This window comes from Streptomyces sp. TLI_146 (genome assembly GCF_002846415.1).
Taxonomy (GTDB): Bacteria; Actinomycetota; Actinomycetes; order Streptomycetales; family Streptomycetaceae; genus Streptomyces.
This window is the reverse complement of sequence record NZ_PJMX01000001.1, coordinates 4,025,284-4,040,781: the sequence shown is the minus strand read 5'-3', so window position 1 is coordinate 4,040,781 and position 15,498 is coordinate 4,025,284. Positions and strand designations below refer to the sequence as shown.

Annotated in this window: 14 protein-coding genes; 10 read left to right on the top strand and 4 right to left on the bottom strand. The window is 73.6% G+C overall.

Annotated features, from left to right (window positions below):
- Nucleotides 1-27: 27 nt before the first annotated feature.
- A complete protein-coding gene (locus BX283_RS18160) occupies nucleotides 28-633 on the bottom strand; it encodes an HD domain-containing protein (RefSeq protein WP_101388628.1) in 606 nt (201 codons plus the stop codon).
- Nucleotides 634-688: 55 nt separating this feature from the next.
- Between BX283_RS18160 and BX283_RS18155 the strand changes: the two genes are divergently transcribed.
- The 6 genes from BX283_RS18155 (at nucleotide 689) to BX283_RS18130 (ending at nucleotide 7,288) form a co-directional block, all read left to right on the top strand.
- Nucleotides 689-1,381 (top strand): aspartate/glutamate racemase family protein, encoded by a 693-nt coding sequence (locus tag BX283_RS18155; RefSeq protein ID WP_101388627.1) that lies wholly within the window; start codon nucleotides 689-691, stop codon nucleotides 1,379-1,381.
- A 108-nt stretch (nucleotides 1,382-1,489) separates the two neighbouring features.
- Complete coding sequence (locus BX283_RS18150) at nucleotides 1,490-2,587, top strand: GNAT family N-acetyltransferase (RefSeq protein WP_257583069.1); 1,098 nt, start codon at nucleotides 1,490-1,492, stop codon at nucleotides 2,585-2,587.
- 150 nt (nucleotides 2,588-2,737) lie between these two features.
- Nucleotides 2,738-3,994: a glycosyltransferase family 2 protein gene (locus tag BX283_RS18145; RefSeq protein WP_373979592.1), complete on the top strand. Its 1,257-nt coding sequence runs from the start codon at nucleotides 2,738-2,740 to the stop codon at nucleotides 3,992-3,994.
- Nucleotides 3,991-4,785 (top strand): polysaccharide deacetylase family protein, encoded by a 795-nt coding sequence (locus BX283_RS18140; protein ID WP_257583068.1) that lies wholly within the window; start codon nucleotides 3,991-3,993, stop codon nucleotides 4,783-4,785. Before BX283_RS18145 ends, BX283_RS18140 begins: the two co-directional genes overlap by 4 nt.
- A gap of 285 nt (nucleotides 4,786-5,070) precedes the next feature.
- Nucleotides 5,071-6,822 carry a hypothetical protein gene (locus BX283_RS18135; RefSeq protein ID WP_306822809.1) on the top strand — a complete coding sequence of 584 codons (1,752 nt, stop codon included), beginning with the start codon at nucleotides 5,071-5,073 and terminating at the stop codon, nucleotides 6,820-6,822.
- A gap of 82 nt (nucleotides 6,823-6,904) precedes the next feature.
- Nucleotides 6,905-7,288, top strand: a complete 384-nt coding sequence (locus tag BX283_RS18130; RefSeq protein ID WP_101388622.1) for a hypothetical protein — start codon at nucleotides 6,905-6,907, stop codon at nucleotides 7,286-7,288.
- Nucleotides 7,289-7,851: 563 nt separating this feature from the next.
- Here the strand turns inward: BX283_RS18130 and BX283_RS18125 are convergent.
- The 3 genes from BX283_RS18125 to BX283_RS18115 all read right to left on the bottom strand — a co-directional run bounded on the left by BX283_RS18125 (nucleotide 7,852) and on the right by BX283_RS18115 (nucleotide 12,242).
- Nucleotides 7,852-10,062 carry a lipopolysaccharide biosynthesis protein gene (locus tag BX283_RS18125; RefSeq protein WP_180357186.1) on the bottom strand — a complete coding sequence of 737 codons (2,211 nt, stop codon included), beginning with the start codon at nucleotides 10,060-10,062 and terminating at the stop codon, nucleotides 7,852-7,854.
- Complete coding sequence (locus tag BX283_RS18120; protein WP_101392427.1) at nucleotides 10,055-11,200, bottom strand: DegT/DnrJ/EryC1/StrS family aminotransferase; 1,146 nt, start codon at nucleotides 11,198-11,200, stop codon at nucleotides 10,055-10,057. Before BX283_RS18120 ends, BX283_RS18125 begins: the two co-directional genes overlap by 8 nt.
- 169 nt (nucleotides 11,201-11,369) lie before the next feature.
- Nucleotides 11,370-12,242 (bottom strand): RNA polymerase sigma factor SigF, encoded by an 873-nt coding sequence (locus BX283_RS18115; RefSeq protein WP_101388621.1) that lies wholly within the window; start codon nucleotides 12,240-12,242, stop codon nucleotides 11,370-11,372.
- A 367-nt stretch (nucleotides 12,243-12,609) separates the two neighbouring features.
- Between BX283_RS18115 and BX283_RS18110 the strand changes: the two genes are divergently transcribed.
- The 4 genes from BX283_RS18110 to BX283_RS18095 all read left to right on the top strand — a co-directional run bounded on the left by BX283_RS18110 (nucleotide 12,610) and on the right by BX283_RS18095 (nucleotide 15,458).
- Nucleotides 12,610-12,978: an STAS domain-containing protein gene (locus BX283_RS18110; RefSeq protein ID WP_101388620.1), complete on the top strand. Its 369-nt coding sequence runs from the start codon at nucleotides 12,610-12,612 to the stop codon at nucleotides 12,976-12,978.
- A gap of 80 nt (nucleotides 12,979-13,058) precedes the next feature.
- Complete coding sequence (locus tag BX283_RS18105; RefSeq protein WP_101388619.1) at nucleotides 13,059-13,529, top strand: ATP-binding protein; 471 nt, start codon at nucleotides 13,059-13,061, stop codon at nucleotides 13,527-13,529.
- Between the two features lie 181 nt (nucleotides 13,530-13,710).
- Nucleotides 13,711-14,367 carry a peptidase gene (locus tag BX283_RS18100; RefSeq protein ID WP_101392426.1) on the top strand — a complete coding sequence of 219 codons (657 nt, stop codon included), beginning with the start codon at nucleotides 13,711-13,713 and terminating at the stop codon, nucleotides 14,365-14,367.
- Nucleotides 14,368-14,525: 158 nt separating this feature from the next.
- On the top strand, nucleotides 14,526-15,458 hold the full coding sequence (locus BX283_RS18095) for a hypothetical protein (protein ID WP_101388618.1): 933 nt from the start codon (nucleotides 14,526-14,528) through the stop codon (nucleotides 15,456-15,458).
- The last annotated feature ends 40 nt before the right edge of the window (nucleotides 15,459-15,498 follow it).

The following is a 15,498-nucleotide window of genomic DNA, read 5'->3' as shown; positions in this document are numbered from 1 at the left end:
GCCCGGCCTCAGCCCCGTTCCCAGGGGCTATGCCCGGTCCAGCCCGTTCCCCAGCGCCCGTGACTCCCAGCCCCCGGCCACCAGCTCCGCCGCCGCGCACCCGGGCTTGCGCCGGGCCTGGTCGCGGAAGAGGTCGACGAACTTGGACGCGAAGCCCAGCCGCGGGTACGCGGCCACCAGCTCCGCCTGGAACGCGGGGGAGAACGCCTCAAGACCCGTACCCGACACGTCCGCGCTCGTCCCCACCTGGAGCAGCCTGCTCTCCAGGTCCACCTCCGGCGACACGTCGTCCCGCATGTGCAGCACGATCAGCTCGGCCGCCCGGTCGCGGCGCGCGTCGGGCCAGCCCAGGCCCGCCGTGAAGACGCGGGCCAGATGGCCGCCCGCCTCCTCGAACGGCAGGGTGTGGCTGTCGAAGGGCGGCACGAGGGACAGGTCGTGCAGGAGCGCGGAGACGAAGAACAGCTCGCGGTCGTAGTCGAGGCCCCGCTCCTCGGCCCACGCCGCGCCGAAGAAGTACGCCCGCAGCGAGTGGTGGTACAGCGCCTCGTCCGCGTACTCCGCGCAGACCAGCCGTGCGGCCTGGGCCGCGTGCCCCTCGGGCACCTTGATCCCCGCGACCTCGGTCAACATCCGCGTCCCCGCCCTTCGTCGAGTCAAGTGATCATGCTCAGCCTAAGCTGGCCGGATGAAGACCATCGGGCTGATCGGCGGAATGAGCTGGGAATCCAGCGCGGAGTACTACCGGCTCCTCAACGAGCTCGTACGCGAACGGCTCGGCGGGCTGCACTCCGCCCGCTGCGTCCTGCACTCCGTCGACTTCGCCGAGATCGAGGAGTTCCAGCGCGCGGGCGAGTGGGAGCGCGCCGGGGAGGTCCTGGCCGGGGCCGCCAAGGGGCTGGAGGCGGCCGGGGCCGACCTCGTGCTGATCTGCACCAACACGATGCACAAGGTGGCCGACCAGGTCGCCGCCGCCGTCTCCGTACCGCTGCTGCACCTGGGCGACGCGACCGCCGGGGCCGTACGGGCCCGGGGCATCCGGCGCGTCGGCCTCCTCGGCACCGCCTTCACCATGGAGCAGGACTTCTACCGGGACCGGCTGCGTGCGCACGGCCTCGACGTCATCACCCCGGACGCCGACGACCGCGCCCTGGTCCACCGCGTCATCTACGAGGAGTTGTGCCTGGGCGTGGTGCGGGACGAGTCGCGGGCCGCGTACCAGGAGGTCATCGCACGGCTCGTCGAAGAAGGGGGCGCCGAGGGCGTCATCCTCGGCTGCACCGAGATCGAGCTGTTGATCCGTCAGGAACACAGCCCCGTACCGGTGTTCCCGACCACCCGCCTCCACGCGGAGGCGGCCGTCACCGCCGCCCTCGGCTGATACGGCGACTTTCACCGTCCGGTCACAAGACGGCCGACCCGCTACCCTCCCGACATTTCCGCCGGTACCGTCCTTGGCACATGCTCAGGGGGAGACCGGGGGGTCGAGTTGAGCAGTGGACGCGATGGCCGGATCCGGGTGGTCGGACCCGGTGAGCTGAACGCCGGAGAGCTGGATCTCTGGCGTGAGATACGGGCGAAGTCGGCCGCGCCCGCGAACCCCTTCATGGAGCCCGAGTTCACCCTCGCCGTCTCCCGTGTGCGGCCCTCGGCGCGGGTCGCGGTCGTCCGGGAGGGGGGCGAACCCGCCGCCTTCTTCCCCTTCGAGAAGGGGCGGTTCGGGCGCGGGCGCGCCATCGGGTTCGGCGTGTCCGACTGCCAGGGGATCGTCGCCAGGCCCGAACTCGCCCTGGACGCACGGGAGTTGCTGCGCGCCTGCTCCCTCTCCGCCTGGGAGTTCGACAACCTGGAGGCCGGGCAGGAGCTGTTCACCCCGGGCGCGGCCGACTCGTACCCCTCCTTCGTCGTCGACGTCGGCGCGGGCTACGAGGCGTACGAGAGCGGGCTGCGCGCGCGCTCGCCCAAGTTCTTCCGCACCACCGCCGCCAAGGAGCGCAGGCTCGGGCGGCAGGCGGGCGAGGTGCGGTTCGTCTTCGACGAGCGCGATCCGGCGGCGCTGCGGCAGCTCATGGCGTGGAAGTCCGCGCAGTACCGCCGCACCGGCCGCCGCGACCGGTTCGCGCAGGAGTGGATCAGCACCCTGGTGCGCCACCTCGCGCACACCCGCGCGCCCGGCTGCTCCGGCGTCCTGTCCGTCCTCTACGCGGCGGACCGCCCGGTCGCCGCCCACTTCGGGCTGCGCTCGCGCACGGTCCTGTCGTGCTGGTTCCCTTCGTACGACCCGGAGTTCGCCAAGTACTCGCCAGGGCTCGCCCTGCATCTGCGGATGGCCCAGGCCGCGGCCTCCGCCGGGATCGGGATGCTGGACCTGGGGCGGGGCGCCGCCGAGTACAAGAACGGGCTGAAGACCGGGGAGATCCCGGTGTACGAGGGCGCGTCGGTGCGGCCGGGGGCCGGGGCCGCACTGCACTGGCTGGGCCGCGAGCCGTCCCGCCGCGCGCACGGGTTCGTCCGGGGGCGGCCCGCACTCGCCGCCCTCGCCCAGCGCACGCTGAAGCAGGCGGGCCGCCTGCGGGGCGGGCGCTAGCCCCGCCCGCCGCCCCACCCGCACCACCCTGAAGATCACGGGGGAGTCGCCATGGCACGTCGTACGGCACACGCACAGGCATACAGATCCCGCACGCCCCTCATGCCCGAGGCCGAGGCGCTGGTCCGGGAGCAGGGCGTCCGGGGCGGCATCGGCGTCGGGGAGCTGGACCTCGACGGGCTCGACGGCGGGGTGCTCTCGCTGACCCCCGCGCCCGGCGGGCCGCCCGTCGGGGAGGGCGAGGCGTATGTGCTCGTCCGGCTCAGGGGCCGCCCGGTCGGCACCGTGATCGGCCGGGTCGGACCCGGCGAGGACGCCGCCGAGGTACTGGCCGCCGCCGCCCGCAAGCAGCTCGCCGGGCATGTGCCGCCGGACGGGCGGCCCGCGGCGCCGGTGCGGCCGCCGCGCGCGAGCGTCGTCGTCGCCACCCGCGAGCGGGCCGGGCAGCTCGCCCGCGCACTGGACTCGCTGCTCGCCCAGGACCACCCCGACTACGAGATCGTGGTCGTCGACAACAACCCGGTGACCGCCCAGACCCGCGAACTCGTCGAGGGGAGCTACGCGGCGCACGGCGTGCGCTATGTCCGCGAGCCCGTGCCCGGCCTCGCCGCCGCGCACAACCGGGGCGTCGCGGCCGCCGAGGGAACGATTCTGGCGTTCACCGACGACGACGTGGTCGCCGACCCGCACTGGCTGAGCGCGCTCGCCGCGCCCTTCGCCGCCGACCCGGGGCTCGGCTGTACGACCGGGCTGATCCTGCCCGCCCGGCTGCGCACCCCCGCGCAGATCCTCCTGGAGAGCCACGGCGGATTCACCAAGGGATTCGCGCCGCGCTGCTTCGACCCGGCCCGGCCGCCCGCCGACGAGCCGCTGTTCCCGTTCACCGCCGGACGGTTCGGCTCCGGCGCCAACATGGCCTTCCGGGCCGACGCGCTGCGCGCCGTAGGCGGCTTCGACCCGGCGACCGGCACCGGCACCCCGGCCCGGGGCGGCGACGACCTGTACGCGTTCGCGCGCGTCGTGGTCGCCGGGCACCGGCTCGGCTACACCCCCGAGGCGCTGGTCTGGCACCACCACCGCGAGACCTGGCAGGACCTGGAGAACCAGGCGTACGGGTACGGCGCCGGGCTCACCGCCTACCTCACCGCGCTCCTGGTGCGCCGCCCCGCCCTGCTGCCCGCGCTCCTGGCCCGGCTGCCGCGCGGCCTCGCCCACGCCCGCGCCATCAGCGCCCACCGGGCCGCGGGCGCCCAGTCGGTGCCGGGCGAGCACGGCGCCCAGGACTACCCGTGGCCGCGCGGCCTGTCCCGGCTGGAGCGCCGGGGCATGCTGTACGGCCCGCTCGGCTATCTGCGGGCCCGGCGCCGGGTGCGCGGACTGCGGCGGCCGTGGGAGGCGGCCCGATGACACAACCCGTCCCCGTGCTCCTGTACCACGCCGTCATGGACGACCCGCCCGCCTGGATCGCCGAATTCACCGTCTCGCCCCGGCAGTTCGCCGCGCACCTCGATGCGATCGTGGCGAGCGGGCGCACACCCGTCACCGTGGGCGCCCTCGCCGACCACTTCGCGGGGCGGGCGCCGCTGCCGCCCAGGCCCGTCGCGCTCACCTTCGACGACGGGTTCGCCGATCTGCCCGGGCCCACCGCCGACGCGCTCGCCGCGCGCGGGCTGCCCGCGACCGCGTACCTCACCACCGGCGCCCTCGCCCCGGGCGGCCGCTCACTGCTGCCCCCGGCGCCGATGATGACCCTGGACCAGGTGAAACGCCTGGAGGAGTACGGGATGGAGATCGGCGGCCACACCGTCTCGCACCCCCAGCTCGACACGCTCACCGCGAAGGCCCTGCGGCGCGAGCTGACCGACTCCAAGGCTGTGCTGGAGGACGCGCTCGGCCACGAGGTCGTCCATCTCGCCTATCCGCACGGCTACAACAGCGGCGCCGTGCGCCGGGCCGCCCGCGCCGCCGGGTACGAGAGCGCCGTCGCGGTGCGGCACGCACTGAGCTCGGACGCCGACGACGCGTACCGCATCGCTCGTCTGATCGTCCGCCGCGGCCACACGGTGGCCGACGTCGAGGCCTGGACGGCGGGGGCCGGGGCCCGTGTCGCGCCCTACCGGGACTCGGCGGCGACCCTCGGCTGGCGGCTCTTCCGCAGGGCGCGGGCGGCCGTGCGCGGCCCGGTCTTCGCGGGGTGAGCGGAGCGGCGCGAACGCCCGGACCGGGACCGTACGACAGCATCACAAAAGCGAAGTGGATTCCTATACTTCGCTGAAGGGACAGCAGGGGACGGCGGCGTGACGGCCGCGCACCACCTTCGTGGGGGGAGTCGCACTGTGCAGCAACGCGTGCCCGCGCCGGCGACCGGAAGCGGCGAGCTGCCACCGGAGAGCGGCGCAAGCGAGGAGGGGAAGGCCGCGCGCGTCCCGAAGCGCGTTCCACGGAACCTGACAGACCCTCAAACGCTCTTCACCTGGCTTCCGTTGGTCGTAGCGACCGCCCTGTGGCTGTACGCGCTGCCGCACATCGACTACCGGCACATGGGCGACTGGGGCCTGCTCGACCGGCTGCCCGCCGCCTTCTTCCTCTCCCTCGCCGTCCTCACCGCCGGGTTCGTGGTCAGTCTGCGCCGGGCGGGCACCGCGCCCTGGTGGCCCGGCCTCTACAGCGTCGCCCTGCTCTTCGCCCTCAAGGCGCCCACCGCGATCCTCTACGACTCGGTCCGCTACCCGTGGGCCTCCAAGCATGACGCCGTCGTCACGCACCTGCTGGTCAACCAGGACCTGCGGCCGGGCACCCCGCTGTCGGGCAACATGGCCGCCTACGACCAGTGGCCCGGCTTCTTCACCCTCAACTCGGCGCTGGTGCGCGCCTTCGGCGTAGAGACCACCCAGTCGTACCTGAACTGGGCGGCCCTCTTCTACGGCGTGGTCCTCATCCCCGTACTGGTGCTGGTCTACCGCACCTTCGCCGAGGACTGGCGGCTGGTGTGGACCGGCGTGTGGATCTTCGAGGTCGCCAACTGGGTGGGCCAGGACTACTTCTCGCCGCAGGGCCTGGCGCTGATCCTGCACCTGTCCGTACTCGTCGTGGTGCTGCGCCACTTCGTGCGCCCGGGCTCGGCCGGGGACCTGCGCTCGCGCGCGCACCTGGACCCGGCGGCCGCCTCCGTGCCGCCGCCGACCACGGCCCGCCAGCGCGCGGTCTGCGTGGTGATCCTCGCCCCGCTGATCGCCGCCATCAACTTCACCCACCAGCTCACGCCGGTGATGCTCTGCGTCTCCCTGTTCGCGCTCAACCTCACCCGCCGCTACCGCAACCCCGGCCTGCTCGTCGTCACCGGTCTGATCATGCTGGTCTGGGACCTCACGATGGGCCGCCCGCTGTTTGTGGAGACCCTCGACTCGCTCAAGGAGTCCGCGGGCAACCTCCTCAACAACTCGCGGGCGGGGTACGCGGGCGAGCTCACCGGGCCCGGGCCCGTCCTCCAGGGCCGGGCGGACATCGTGATGGTGCTGGTGGTGGCCGCGCTCGCGGGCTTCGCCGTGCTGACCCGGCGCAAACTGCTGCGGAGCGCGCTGCCGCTGCTGCTCGTCTCGATCGCGCCGGTACCGATGTTCCTGATCAACGACTACGGCGGCGAAATGCTCTTCCGGGTCTATCTGTTCGGGTTGCCGGGCGCCGCGTTCTTCGCCGCGGCGGCGCTGGTGCCCGCGCCCGGCGCCGCCGAGTCGCCCGGCCGTGTCCGCCTGAGGTCGGTGGCGCTGCCCGCCGTGCTGCTCGCCCTCGTCGCCGGGTTCCTGCCCGCGTACTACGGCAAGGAGCGGATGTACTACACCCCGCCCGCCGAGACGGCCCTGGTCACCAAGGTGATCGACCGGGCCCCGCGCGACTCGCTGATCCTCGCCGCGACCGGCTCCTTCCCGATGGCGCTGCACCGCTACGACCAGCTGGAGCACTGGTTCTTCGTGGAGCAGGCGCTGCCGGACAACATCCGGATGCTCAAGGACCCGGCGGGCTTCCTGGCGCCGGGCCTGCCCAAGGACGGCAGACCGGCGTTCGTCCTGCTCACGCACACGCAGGACGTCTACACGGCGGGGGAGGGGCTGCTGCCGGCCGGAGGCTTCGCGGAACTGACGACGAAGCTGTCGGCGTCGCCTCTTTTCCGGGTGATCGACCGCAACGCGTACGGAACGATCCTGCGGTATGAGCCGCCGCGGGCACGCCACGGCTGAGCAGTACCGGCCCCGCCCGTTCCCCGCTGTTGGGGAGCACCAGCCCCGCCCGATCCCCGTCGCTGACCGGAGGCAAGCCGCCGTGACCCTCGTACAGAACCGCATCCGCGTCGCCGTGGCGCTCTCCGGCTGGGTGGCGCTGGCCGCGACCCTGCTGCCTGCCGCCACTCCGGCGCGCTGGATCCCGGTGCTCCTGTTCGTCTGCTTCGGCCCCGGCTTCGCGCTGCTCTACCCGCAGCCGGACATGCTGCGCCCCGGCGCCCGCCTGGAAGCCCTGGCCCTGGCGGCCCCGCTCAGCCTGTCGCTGGGGGCGCTGGTGTCGACGTGCCTGTTCCTGGTGGAGGGCTTCTCGTCGACGGCGTTCCTGGCATCCCTCGCCGCGTTCGCGACGCTGGCGTCCGCGTTCCCGGGTCTGCCGCTGCCTGCGGCGACGCGGGGGGCGGCGGAGCGGGGGCGACGCCGCTGACGGTGTCTGTGCCCGGCCTTTGTCTGCGGCCCGGTGGTGGGTTGCTCGCGCAGTTCCCCGCGCCCCTTTTCCGCCCGGTGTTCGTCTGCGGGCCGGTGGTCGGCTGGCCGCGCAGTTCCCCGCGCCCCTTAAGTGACGGGGGCGTCTCGCTCGGGCAGCCCCCGGAGCGGGCGGGTGCTCGACGACTGCGGGCCGGTGGGGGCTGGTCGCGTCGGCCTTTGTCTGCGGACCGTGGTGGGCTGGCCGCGCAGTTCCCCGCGCCCCTGAGATGCGCCCCTGCGGGGCGCCCAGGGGATTGCCGCGGAGCGGCATTTTAGGGGCGCGGGGAACTGCGCGAGCAACCCACCACCAGTCCGCAGAGAAAGAACCCGCCCCTGGGCAGCCCACTCGCCCCGAGCTTCGCAACCCCCCAGGGGCGCGGGGAACTGCGCGGCCAGCCCGTCAGCGGCCCGCAGACAAACACCGGGCCAAAAAGGGGTGCGGGTAACTGCGCGACCAGCCGACCGCCGGGCCGCAGACAAGGGCCGGGCCAAAGGCCAGCCGCAGACGGCCCGGCCGCGGAGTCAGGGCCACCCGCGCCGCAGCACCCCCACCCCCGCCACCCCGCACAGCCCCACAAACACCGGCACCCCCACCCCCGCGAACACCGCCTGCCCCGCCCACCCCGCGACAGCCAGCACCCACACCACCACACACGTCAGCCGCCAATGCGCGCCCAGCGCGATCAGCGTCACCGCGGCCAGCGCCAGGCACAGCACCTGGAGCGCCGTGGGGAGCGCCCGCTCGACCCCGGTGGGCGAGTCCAGGCCGGCCACCGACGTCAGCAGCCGCGTCGGTGCCGAGTGCCACGGACCCGCCAGCCGGTCCGGCTGCACCCCGAGGATCAGCGGCGCGGTGTGCAGGGCGGCCACCGTCACGCCGAGGCCGGCGGCGAGCAGGGCGGGCTTGGCCCGGTAGAGCGAGACGGTCGCGCTGCACACCACGATCAGGAGCACCCCGGCGGTGAGCGAGACGGGCGGCAGCGCGGAGATGAGGCCGGTGCCGTCGACGTGGTCCGACACCGCGTTCCTGGCGTCCTCGGCCCGCGACAGCGGCACCCAGAACAGCGCCGTCGCGAGCCCGAGCAGCAGCCACAGCACGGCGGTGAGCAGCGGCTCGTCGTCGGGCTCCGGCTCACCCGGCCGCACCGCCCGCAGATGCAGCGTGGTCGCGGTCGCCCCGCCCGGCCCGCTACCGGACGCGCCACCGGGGACGTACACCGGGATGCCCAGCGCCGGCGTCCCCGTCTCCAGCCCGCCGCTGAGGTACGCGGTCTGGGTGGTCCACCGCGTCCCGTACCCCTTCGCCTCCTCGGCCCGCGCGAGCGCCGCGTCCCGGGCCCAGCTCGTGCCGTACTCCTCGGACCTGCCCCTGCGGGGTCGCGGCGTACGCACGGTGGCGCGTCCGGCGAGGGCCGCGCGCAGCCCGGGCGCCGAGACGAGCGCCATGCCGCACATCGACACCAGCACCGCCCAGCCCGCGCCCTCGATGCCCGTGGTGCCGAGCAGGACCGCCGCGCTGCCCAGGACCAGGGTGCACATGGCGCCCTGGAGCAGGGCGAGGACACCGGTGCGGCCCTGGACGCGCAGCACCCCGATGTAGAGCTCGACGGCGACCCGCGGCAGCGCGGCCGCGGCGAGCAGCCGGAGCACCAGCGTGCCGTGCTCGGCGTAGTCCGCGCCGAACGGGGCGAGGATCTGCCGGGCGAAGACGATCAGCAGGACGACGACCGGGACGAGCAGCAGCGCCATCCGGCGCAGCGCCCCCCGTACGCCGTCGGCGAGCCGGTCCGGGCTGTGCGAGGCGTGCGCGGTGAGCGAGGAGGCCATGTTGATGGCCATGAACTCCATGGTCCCGCCGACCGTGTACGCGATATAGAAGAATCCGTTCTGCGCGGCGTCGAAGCGGACCGCGACCATCACCGGCAGCAGATTGATCATCGCCAGCGAGAAGAGCGCGCCGACCGAGTCGCCCGCCAGGAAGCGCCCGATCTCGCGCAGCTGCGGCACCGGCCGGTCGTGGTCGGCGGCCGCCTGGGCGGGGATCAGCCTGCGGAAGATCAGCCAGCCCAGCGGCAGGATCGACAGGACCATCGCCGCCGCCCAGGAAAGGAAGACGCCCAGGGTGAAGGCGGCGAAGCCGGCCAGCAGGAGCAGCTTGCCCAGCGAGAACACCGCGTTGCCGACCGGCACCCAGATCGCCTTGCGCAGCCCGGTGAGCACCCCGTCCTGGAGGGTCAGCACCGCCCAGGCGACCGAGGCGAGCACGAAGACGGCCCCGGCGGCGGGCCCGCCGAGCGGGTCGTAGGAGGCGCCCCACAGCGGCAGCGTGAACAGGAAGCCGGTGCTCGCCACCGCCACCACCACGGTGCTCGCCACATACGCCCGTACCACCAGGGGCCCGGTCGCCCGGCCCGCGCGCGGCACATAGCGCACCACCGCGCCGATCATCGTGGTGGCGGTGATCGAGGCGAGCAGCCGCATCGCGGCGATGGCGGCGGAGCCCTGGCCGACCGCCTCCTCGCTGTAGTAGCGGGCCGCGACCAGCCAGAAGCCGAGGCCGAGGGCGGCGGAGACGGCCGTGGACAGCATCAGGGCGTAGGCGTTGCGGAACATGGAGTCACCGCCGCCGTCGGCGGGCGGCGCACCCTGCGGCTCCGCCCCGGGCTGACCCACGGCCACCGGCTCCCCGTCCCCGCCGACGGCCCGGCGCGCGTCGGAGGTGGTGTCAGACACCGGCGGGCCCGCCTCTCGCGGGCCGGGCCCCCGACTCCTTCAGGACCCGCAGCGACAGCTCGGCCTTCAGCGGGTCGACGGGCAGGGCGTGCCGCGCGAACCAGCGCCCGGCCTCGGGGGCGGGCGAGGGGTCGGTGAAGGCGGCGCCCGCGTAGTCGTCGAGCGGCGGGTCGTAGAGGTAGCCGACGTTCACCCGCGCCTCGGCGAGCGCCGCCCGGGCCGCGTCCCGGTCCTCGACGAGCAGCGGCACCCGGAACAGCGGCTGTGCGGGACCGGGCCCCGGCCGCGCCCACTCACTGGCAAGCAGCCGCTCGGCCCCGGCCCGGTGCCGGGCGAGCACCGTGTCCAGGCGGCCCAGCCTGCGCGCGATCCGGGCGCGTCTGAGGCCGCCCGCGCCGGTGCGGTAGTCGTGCATGTCCACCCGTACCCAGGAGTGGAAGTCGTCCAGCGAGGGCGCGGCCCGCACGGCCCGGCCCAGCTCGTCGGGTCTGAGCGCCATCCGGATGTCCTCGCGCTCCTGGCGGCCGAGCATCCGCAGCACCGCCCACGCGGCGGGCGCGAGCCGCAGGCCCCGGACCGCCGCCTCCGCGTACGGCCGGGCCCAGTAGGCGAGTTCGGCCGTGCGCCGGGGCGGGTCGAGGAGTTCGGCACGGGCCTTGGCCAGGGCCTCGCGCAGGCCCGGGTCGGCGACGGCGAGGAAGCCGCCCGCCTTGGCGGCGGTGTGCTTGGAGAGGGAGAAGACGGCCGCGTCGCCGAACGTGCCGACCGCCTGCCCCGCCACCTCGCTTCCGATGGCGTGTGCCGCGTCCTCGATGAGCGCGATACCCGACCGGTCGCACCGGGCGCGCAGTTCGGGCGCCGGGTCGGGGTTCCCGTACAGATTGGTGGTGAGGACCGCCGACAGGCCGGACCAGGTCTCCTCGGGCACGGCGGCGAGGTCGATCGAGCCGTCGAGCGGGTGGAGGGGCGCCTGTACGGGCCGCAGCCCGGCCGCGAGCACCACGAAGAAGATGACGTCGTCGTTGACCGGCGACATCAGGACCCGGCCGCCGGGCGCGCACCAGTGCCGCAGCGCCACGTACAGCGCGAGCCGGCCGGACGGCAGATACAGGCACTCGCGCCCGAGCCGGTCCCGCATGGTCGCTTCGAGCGTCGAGCACGACGTGGTCCCGTACGGCATGAGTCCCCCCAGACCCCCCGGCTTGCCCCGCGCTCAATGTGACCCACGCCGCACTGTTCGTCAACAACGCCGAGGGCCCGTCCCCAGAAGGAACGGGCCCTCGCACAGGCGTGCCTCACCGCGCGTTTCACTCTTCGAGCGTCAGCCCCTTGCGCAGCCGTGACAGGGTGCGCGCGAGCAGCCGGGAGACGTGCATCTGGGAGATGCCGAGCTCCTCGCCGATCTCGGACTGCGTCATGTTGGCGACGAACCGCAGCGACAGGATCTTCCGGTCCCGGGGCGGGAGTTCGGCGATCAGCGGCTTGAGCGACTCGATGTACTCGACGCCTTCGAGGTCGTGGTCCTCGTAGCCGATCCGGTCCGAGAGCGCGCCCTCGGTGTCGTCCTCCTCGGGCTGGGCGTCCAGCGAGCTCGCGGTGTACGCGTTGCTCGCGGCCATCCCTTCGACGACCTCTTCCTTGGTGATGCCGAGGCGCTCGGCGAGCTCGCCCACCGTCGGTGCGCGGTCGAGTTGCTGGGCGAGTTCGTCGCCCGCCTTGGCAAGGTCGAGGCGGAGCTCCTGGAGGCGCCGGGGTACCCGCACCGACCAGGAGGTGTCTCTGAAGAAGCGCTTGATCTCGCCGACGATGGTCGGCATGGCGAAGGTCGGGAACTCCACGCCGCGGTCGTGCTCGAACCGGTCGATCGCCTTGATCAGACCGATGGTGCCGACCTGGATGATGTCCTCCATCGGCTCGCTGCGCGAGCGGAACCGGGAGGCGGCGAACTTGACCAGCGCCAGGTTCAGTTCGACGAGCGTGTTGCGTACGTAGGAGTACGCGTGGGTGCCCTCTTCGAGGGAGTCGAGCCGCGCGAAGAGCGTCTTCGACAGGGCTCGCGCGTCCAGCGGCGCGATGTCTTCGTAGGGAGGGATCTCCGGGAGATCGTCGAGTCCCTCGATCGGGCTGTGCGGCACGTGCGTTGCCGACGTATCCATGGATTCGTCGAGCCGGGGTGACATGGGGTCTCCTCCATCGTTCTCGGCATATGGCTGCCGATGCCCATACGTGGCGAATCGGTGTGCGGCGCCTCCATGGCCGGTCGCGGTGAAAAAACTGTCTCTACTACCCCTACCCGCTTTCGTCGTATCGCCGCAAGGTCGCATTGTCCGTAAATGCCCGTTTCTGGGCGGTGTTCGACTTCCGAGGCGCGTAGGGAAGGCGTAGTGTTCTCGGGGAGTCCGCGTGTACGGAGCCGTGTTCGGTGACGTATGCGGAGAGGTGCGTCACTTGTGACGGGGAGCACAGTTTTCGCACCGAAACGGACACGAACCACTGCCGCACCGGTCACGGTGCGGCACGGCGACATCATGGCGAAGAGGGACGGGCATGGACCGCGGCACGGTCGGCAGCGCGAATCGGGGCCGGCTCAGGGTCGGCGTTCGTTCGCACGGCCGCAGCGAGATCTTCACGCCCGTGGGCGAGCTGGACCACCACACGGCCGACCTCCTCAGCGAGCCGCTGGAGGCCGCCGTCGAGGCGGGCCGCAGCAGGCTCGTCGTGGACTGCGGCCAGCTGGAGTTCTGCGACTCCACCGGGCTGAACGTGCTCCTCGGTGCCCGGCTGAAGGCCGAGGCGGCCGGCGGTGGGGTCCATCTGGCGGGCATGCTCCCCGTGGTGGCCCGTGTCTTCGAGATCACCGGAGCGGAAGCGGTCTTCACCGTGCATGATTCGCTCGAAGCCGCTCTGGACGACTGACCCCGCTCCGGCGGGGCAGGAGACCAGACTCAAGACGTTGGCGAACCAGGCGTTCGGTGGATCGGTGAGGTGAAGCGCTGATGAGCACCACCCGGCAGCATCAGCCGGGCGACCGCGGCCCCGAGCCGGACGGAGCTCCGGTCGCGGCCTCGCGCGTCCTCGCCCTGTACGGAGCCAGTGGGATCGTGCCGCTGGCCCGCGACTTCACCCGCCAGGCACTGCACGAGTGGGGCTGGCTCCCGGCCGCCACCGCCGACCGGCGCGCGGCCGCCGAGGACGTCCTGCTCGTGGTCTCCGAGCTGGTCACCAACGCCTGTCTGCACGCCGAGGGCCCTGAGCAGCTCCGCGTCGCCTGCACCTCGAAGGTGCTGCGCCTGGAGGTCACCGACCGCGGCTCCGGCCAGCCCGCGCCGCGCACCCCGCACCGCGCCGGACGGCCCGGCGGCCACGGCATGTTCATCGTCCAGCGGCTCTGTCTGGACTGGGGGGTCGTCCGTACGCCCGGTGTGCCCGGCAAGACGGTCTGGGCGGAGCTCGCCGCGCCCGCGTAGGTCGCACCCGCACCCGCACCCGCCGGACGGTCGCCCAGGGCACTCGTGTCACTCGCGTCCGTCATCCCTTGCGTTGTGTGTCTTCCCTCTCCAAGGTCCCCGGCGTACCTTGACGCCCAATCTGATGTGCCGTCAGTAACTTGAACGGCCTCGGGAACGAGGGAAATTCGAGGTGTCGTACGTGTCGTACCAGAAGCGGACAGCACTCGCCCTTGCGGCTGCCCTGGCGGGCCCGGTGGTGCTGATGGCCGCCCCGGCCGCCCACGCCGACGTCGTGGACGTCAACTACAAGTGCGAGACGCCGATCGGCCCGAAGGCCGCGGTGTCGCCCATCGACATCAGGGCCGTCAAGAGCGGCAGCGCCTACAAGCTGACCATGTCGTTCCAGAAGGGCGTCTCCTCCAGCCCGGTGGCGCTGGGCGCCGGGGCGATGAACCCGAGCGCGGTCATCAAGGTCGGCGGCGCCGACAAGGGCACGGTGGCGGTGTCCGGACCGGCGAACACGGCCGAGATCCCCGCCAACAGCCCGATCAAGATCAGCGACCTGAGCGGTACGTACACACCCAGAGCGTCCGGCAAGGCCACCTTCACCGCCTCGATCCTCACCATCAAGGCGCTGGGCACCACCACGACCTGCACCCCGGGCAACAGCCCCGGCCCCTCCCTCACCCTCGACGTCACCGGCACCGGCACCGGCACCCCGGCGCCCGAGTCGCTGCCCAAGACGGGCCCGCTCGACTCGGCCGTCGCCCTCGGCACGCTCGGCGGCACGGTGCTGCTCAGCGGTGCGGCGGGGGTGCTGTGGCTGACTCGGCGCGGCGCCCGGGCGCACGGCTGACGGGGCGCGGGGGCACGGGGCGCGCTCCCAGCCGCACGCCGTGAAGCCGTAAGCCGCACGCCGTAAGCCGTCACGCAGCACTCAGCACGTCGCAAGCCGCAAGCCGCAAGCCGCACGTCGTCACGCCGCACGCCGCACCGCCCGACGGGGAGCCGCCGATGCCGCCACGACCGATCAGCCTGGCCGTGTTCGCCGCGGCCCTGGCCCTGACCGCCCTGTCCGCCCCCGCCGCGCGCGCCGCCGACGGGGAGTGGACCGCCGCGCCCGCGTCCGGCGGGGGCTCGCGGCCCAGCGGCGACGGCAGACCGTACTTCTACCTGGAGGGCGCGCCCGGCTCCGTACTGGAGGACCGGCTCTCGCTCACCAACCCCACCGCGCGCCCGCTGACCCTGCGGCTGCGCGGGGCCGCCGCCCGCAACACTGCCACCGGCGCCTTCGCGGTGCGCCCCGGCGCCGATCCGTGGCTGGCGCTCGCCTCGGCCGAGGTGCGGATCCCGCCGCGCACCCGGGCCGACGTGCCGTTCGCGGTCACCGTCCCGGCGGGGGCCGCGCCCGGCGACCACCCGGCGGCGCTCGTGGCGTCCGGCGGCGGCCGGGAGACCGGGGTGCGGGTCCGGGTGCGGGTCGCGGGCCCGGTGCTTCCCGCGCTCACGGTCGAGGACGTACGGGTCGACAAGGGCCGCTCCCTGATCCGTTACGCCCTGGTCAACCGGGGCAACACCACGCTCGCCCCGAGCCTGGCCACCCATACCGACGGGCTCTTCGGACACCCGCTGCGGCGCGCCGCCCGGCCGCTGCCGCTGGAGCTGCTGCCCGGTCAGCGCGTCGAGCTGACCGAGCCGTGGCGGCATCCGCCCGCCCTCGACCGCGTCGAGGTGCGTCTGACGGTGACGGCGGCCGGGGCCGCCCCGAGCGAGGCGACGGCCTCGGCGGTGTTCGTGCCGTGGGGCACGGTGGCGGGCGCGGGGTGCGTGGTGACGGGTGCGGGCGCGGCGCTGTGGATACGGAGGCGGCGGCGCGGGCCGGACCCGGGCGGCCCCGAATCCCCCGAGCCCGTAAGCGAGTCGGAGATGACGGGAGCAGCGTCGTGAAGCCGCGGACGAGAGGGGCGGCGCTGGTCGCGGCCGTACT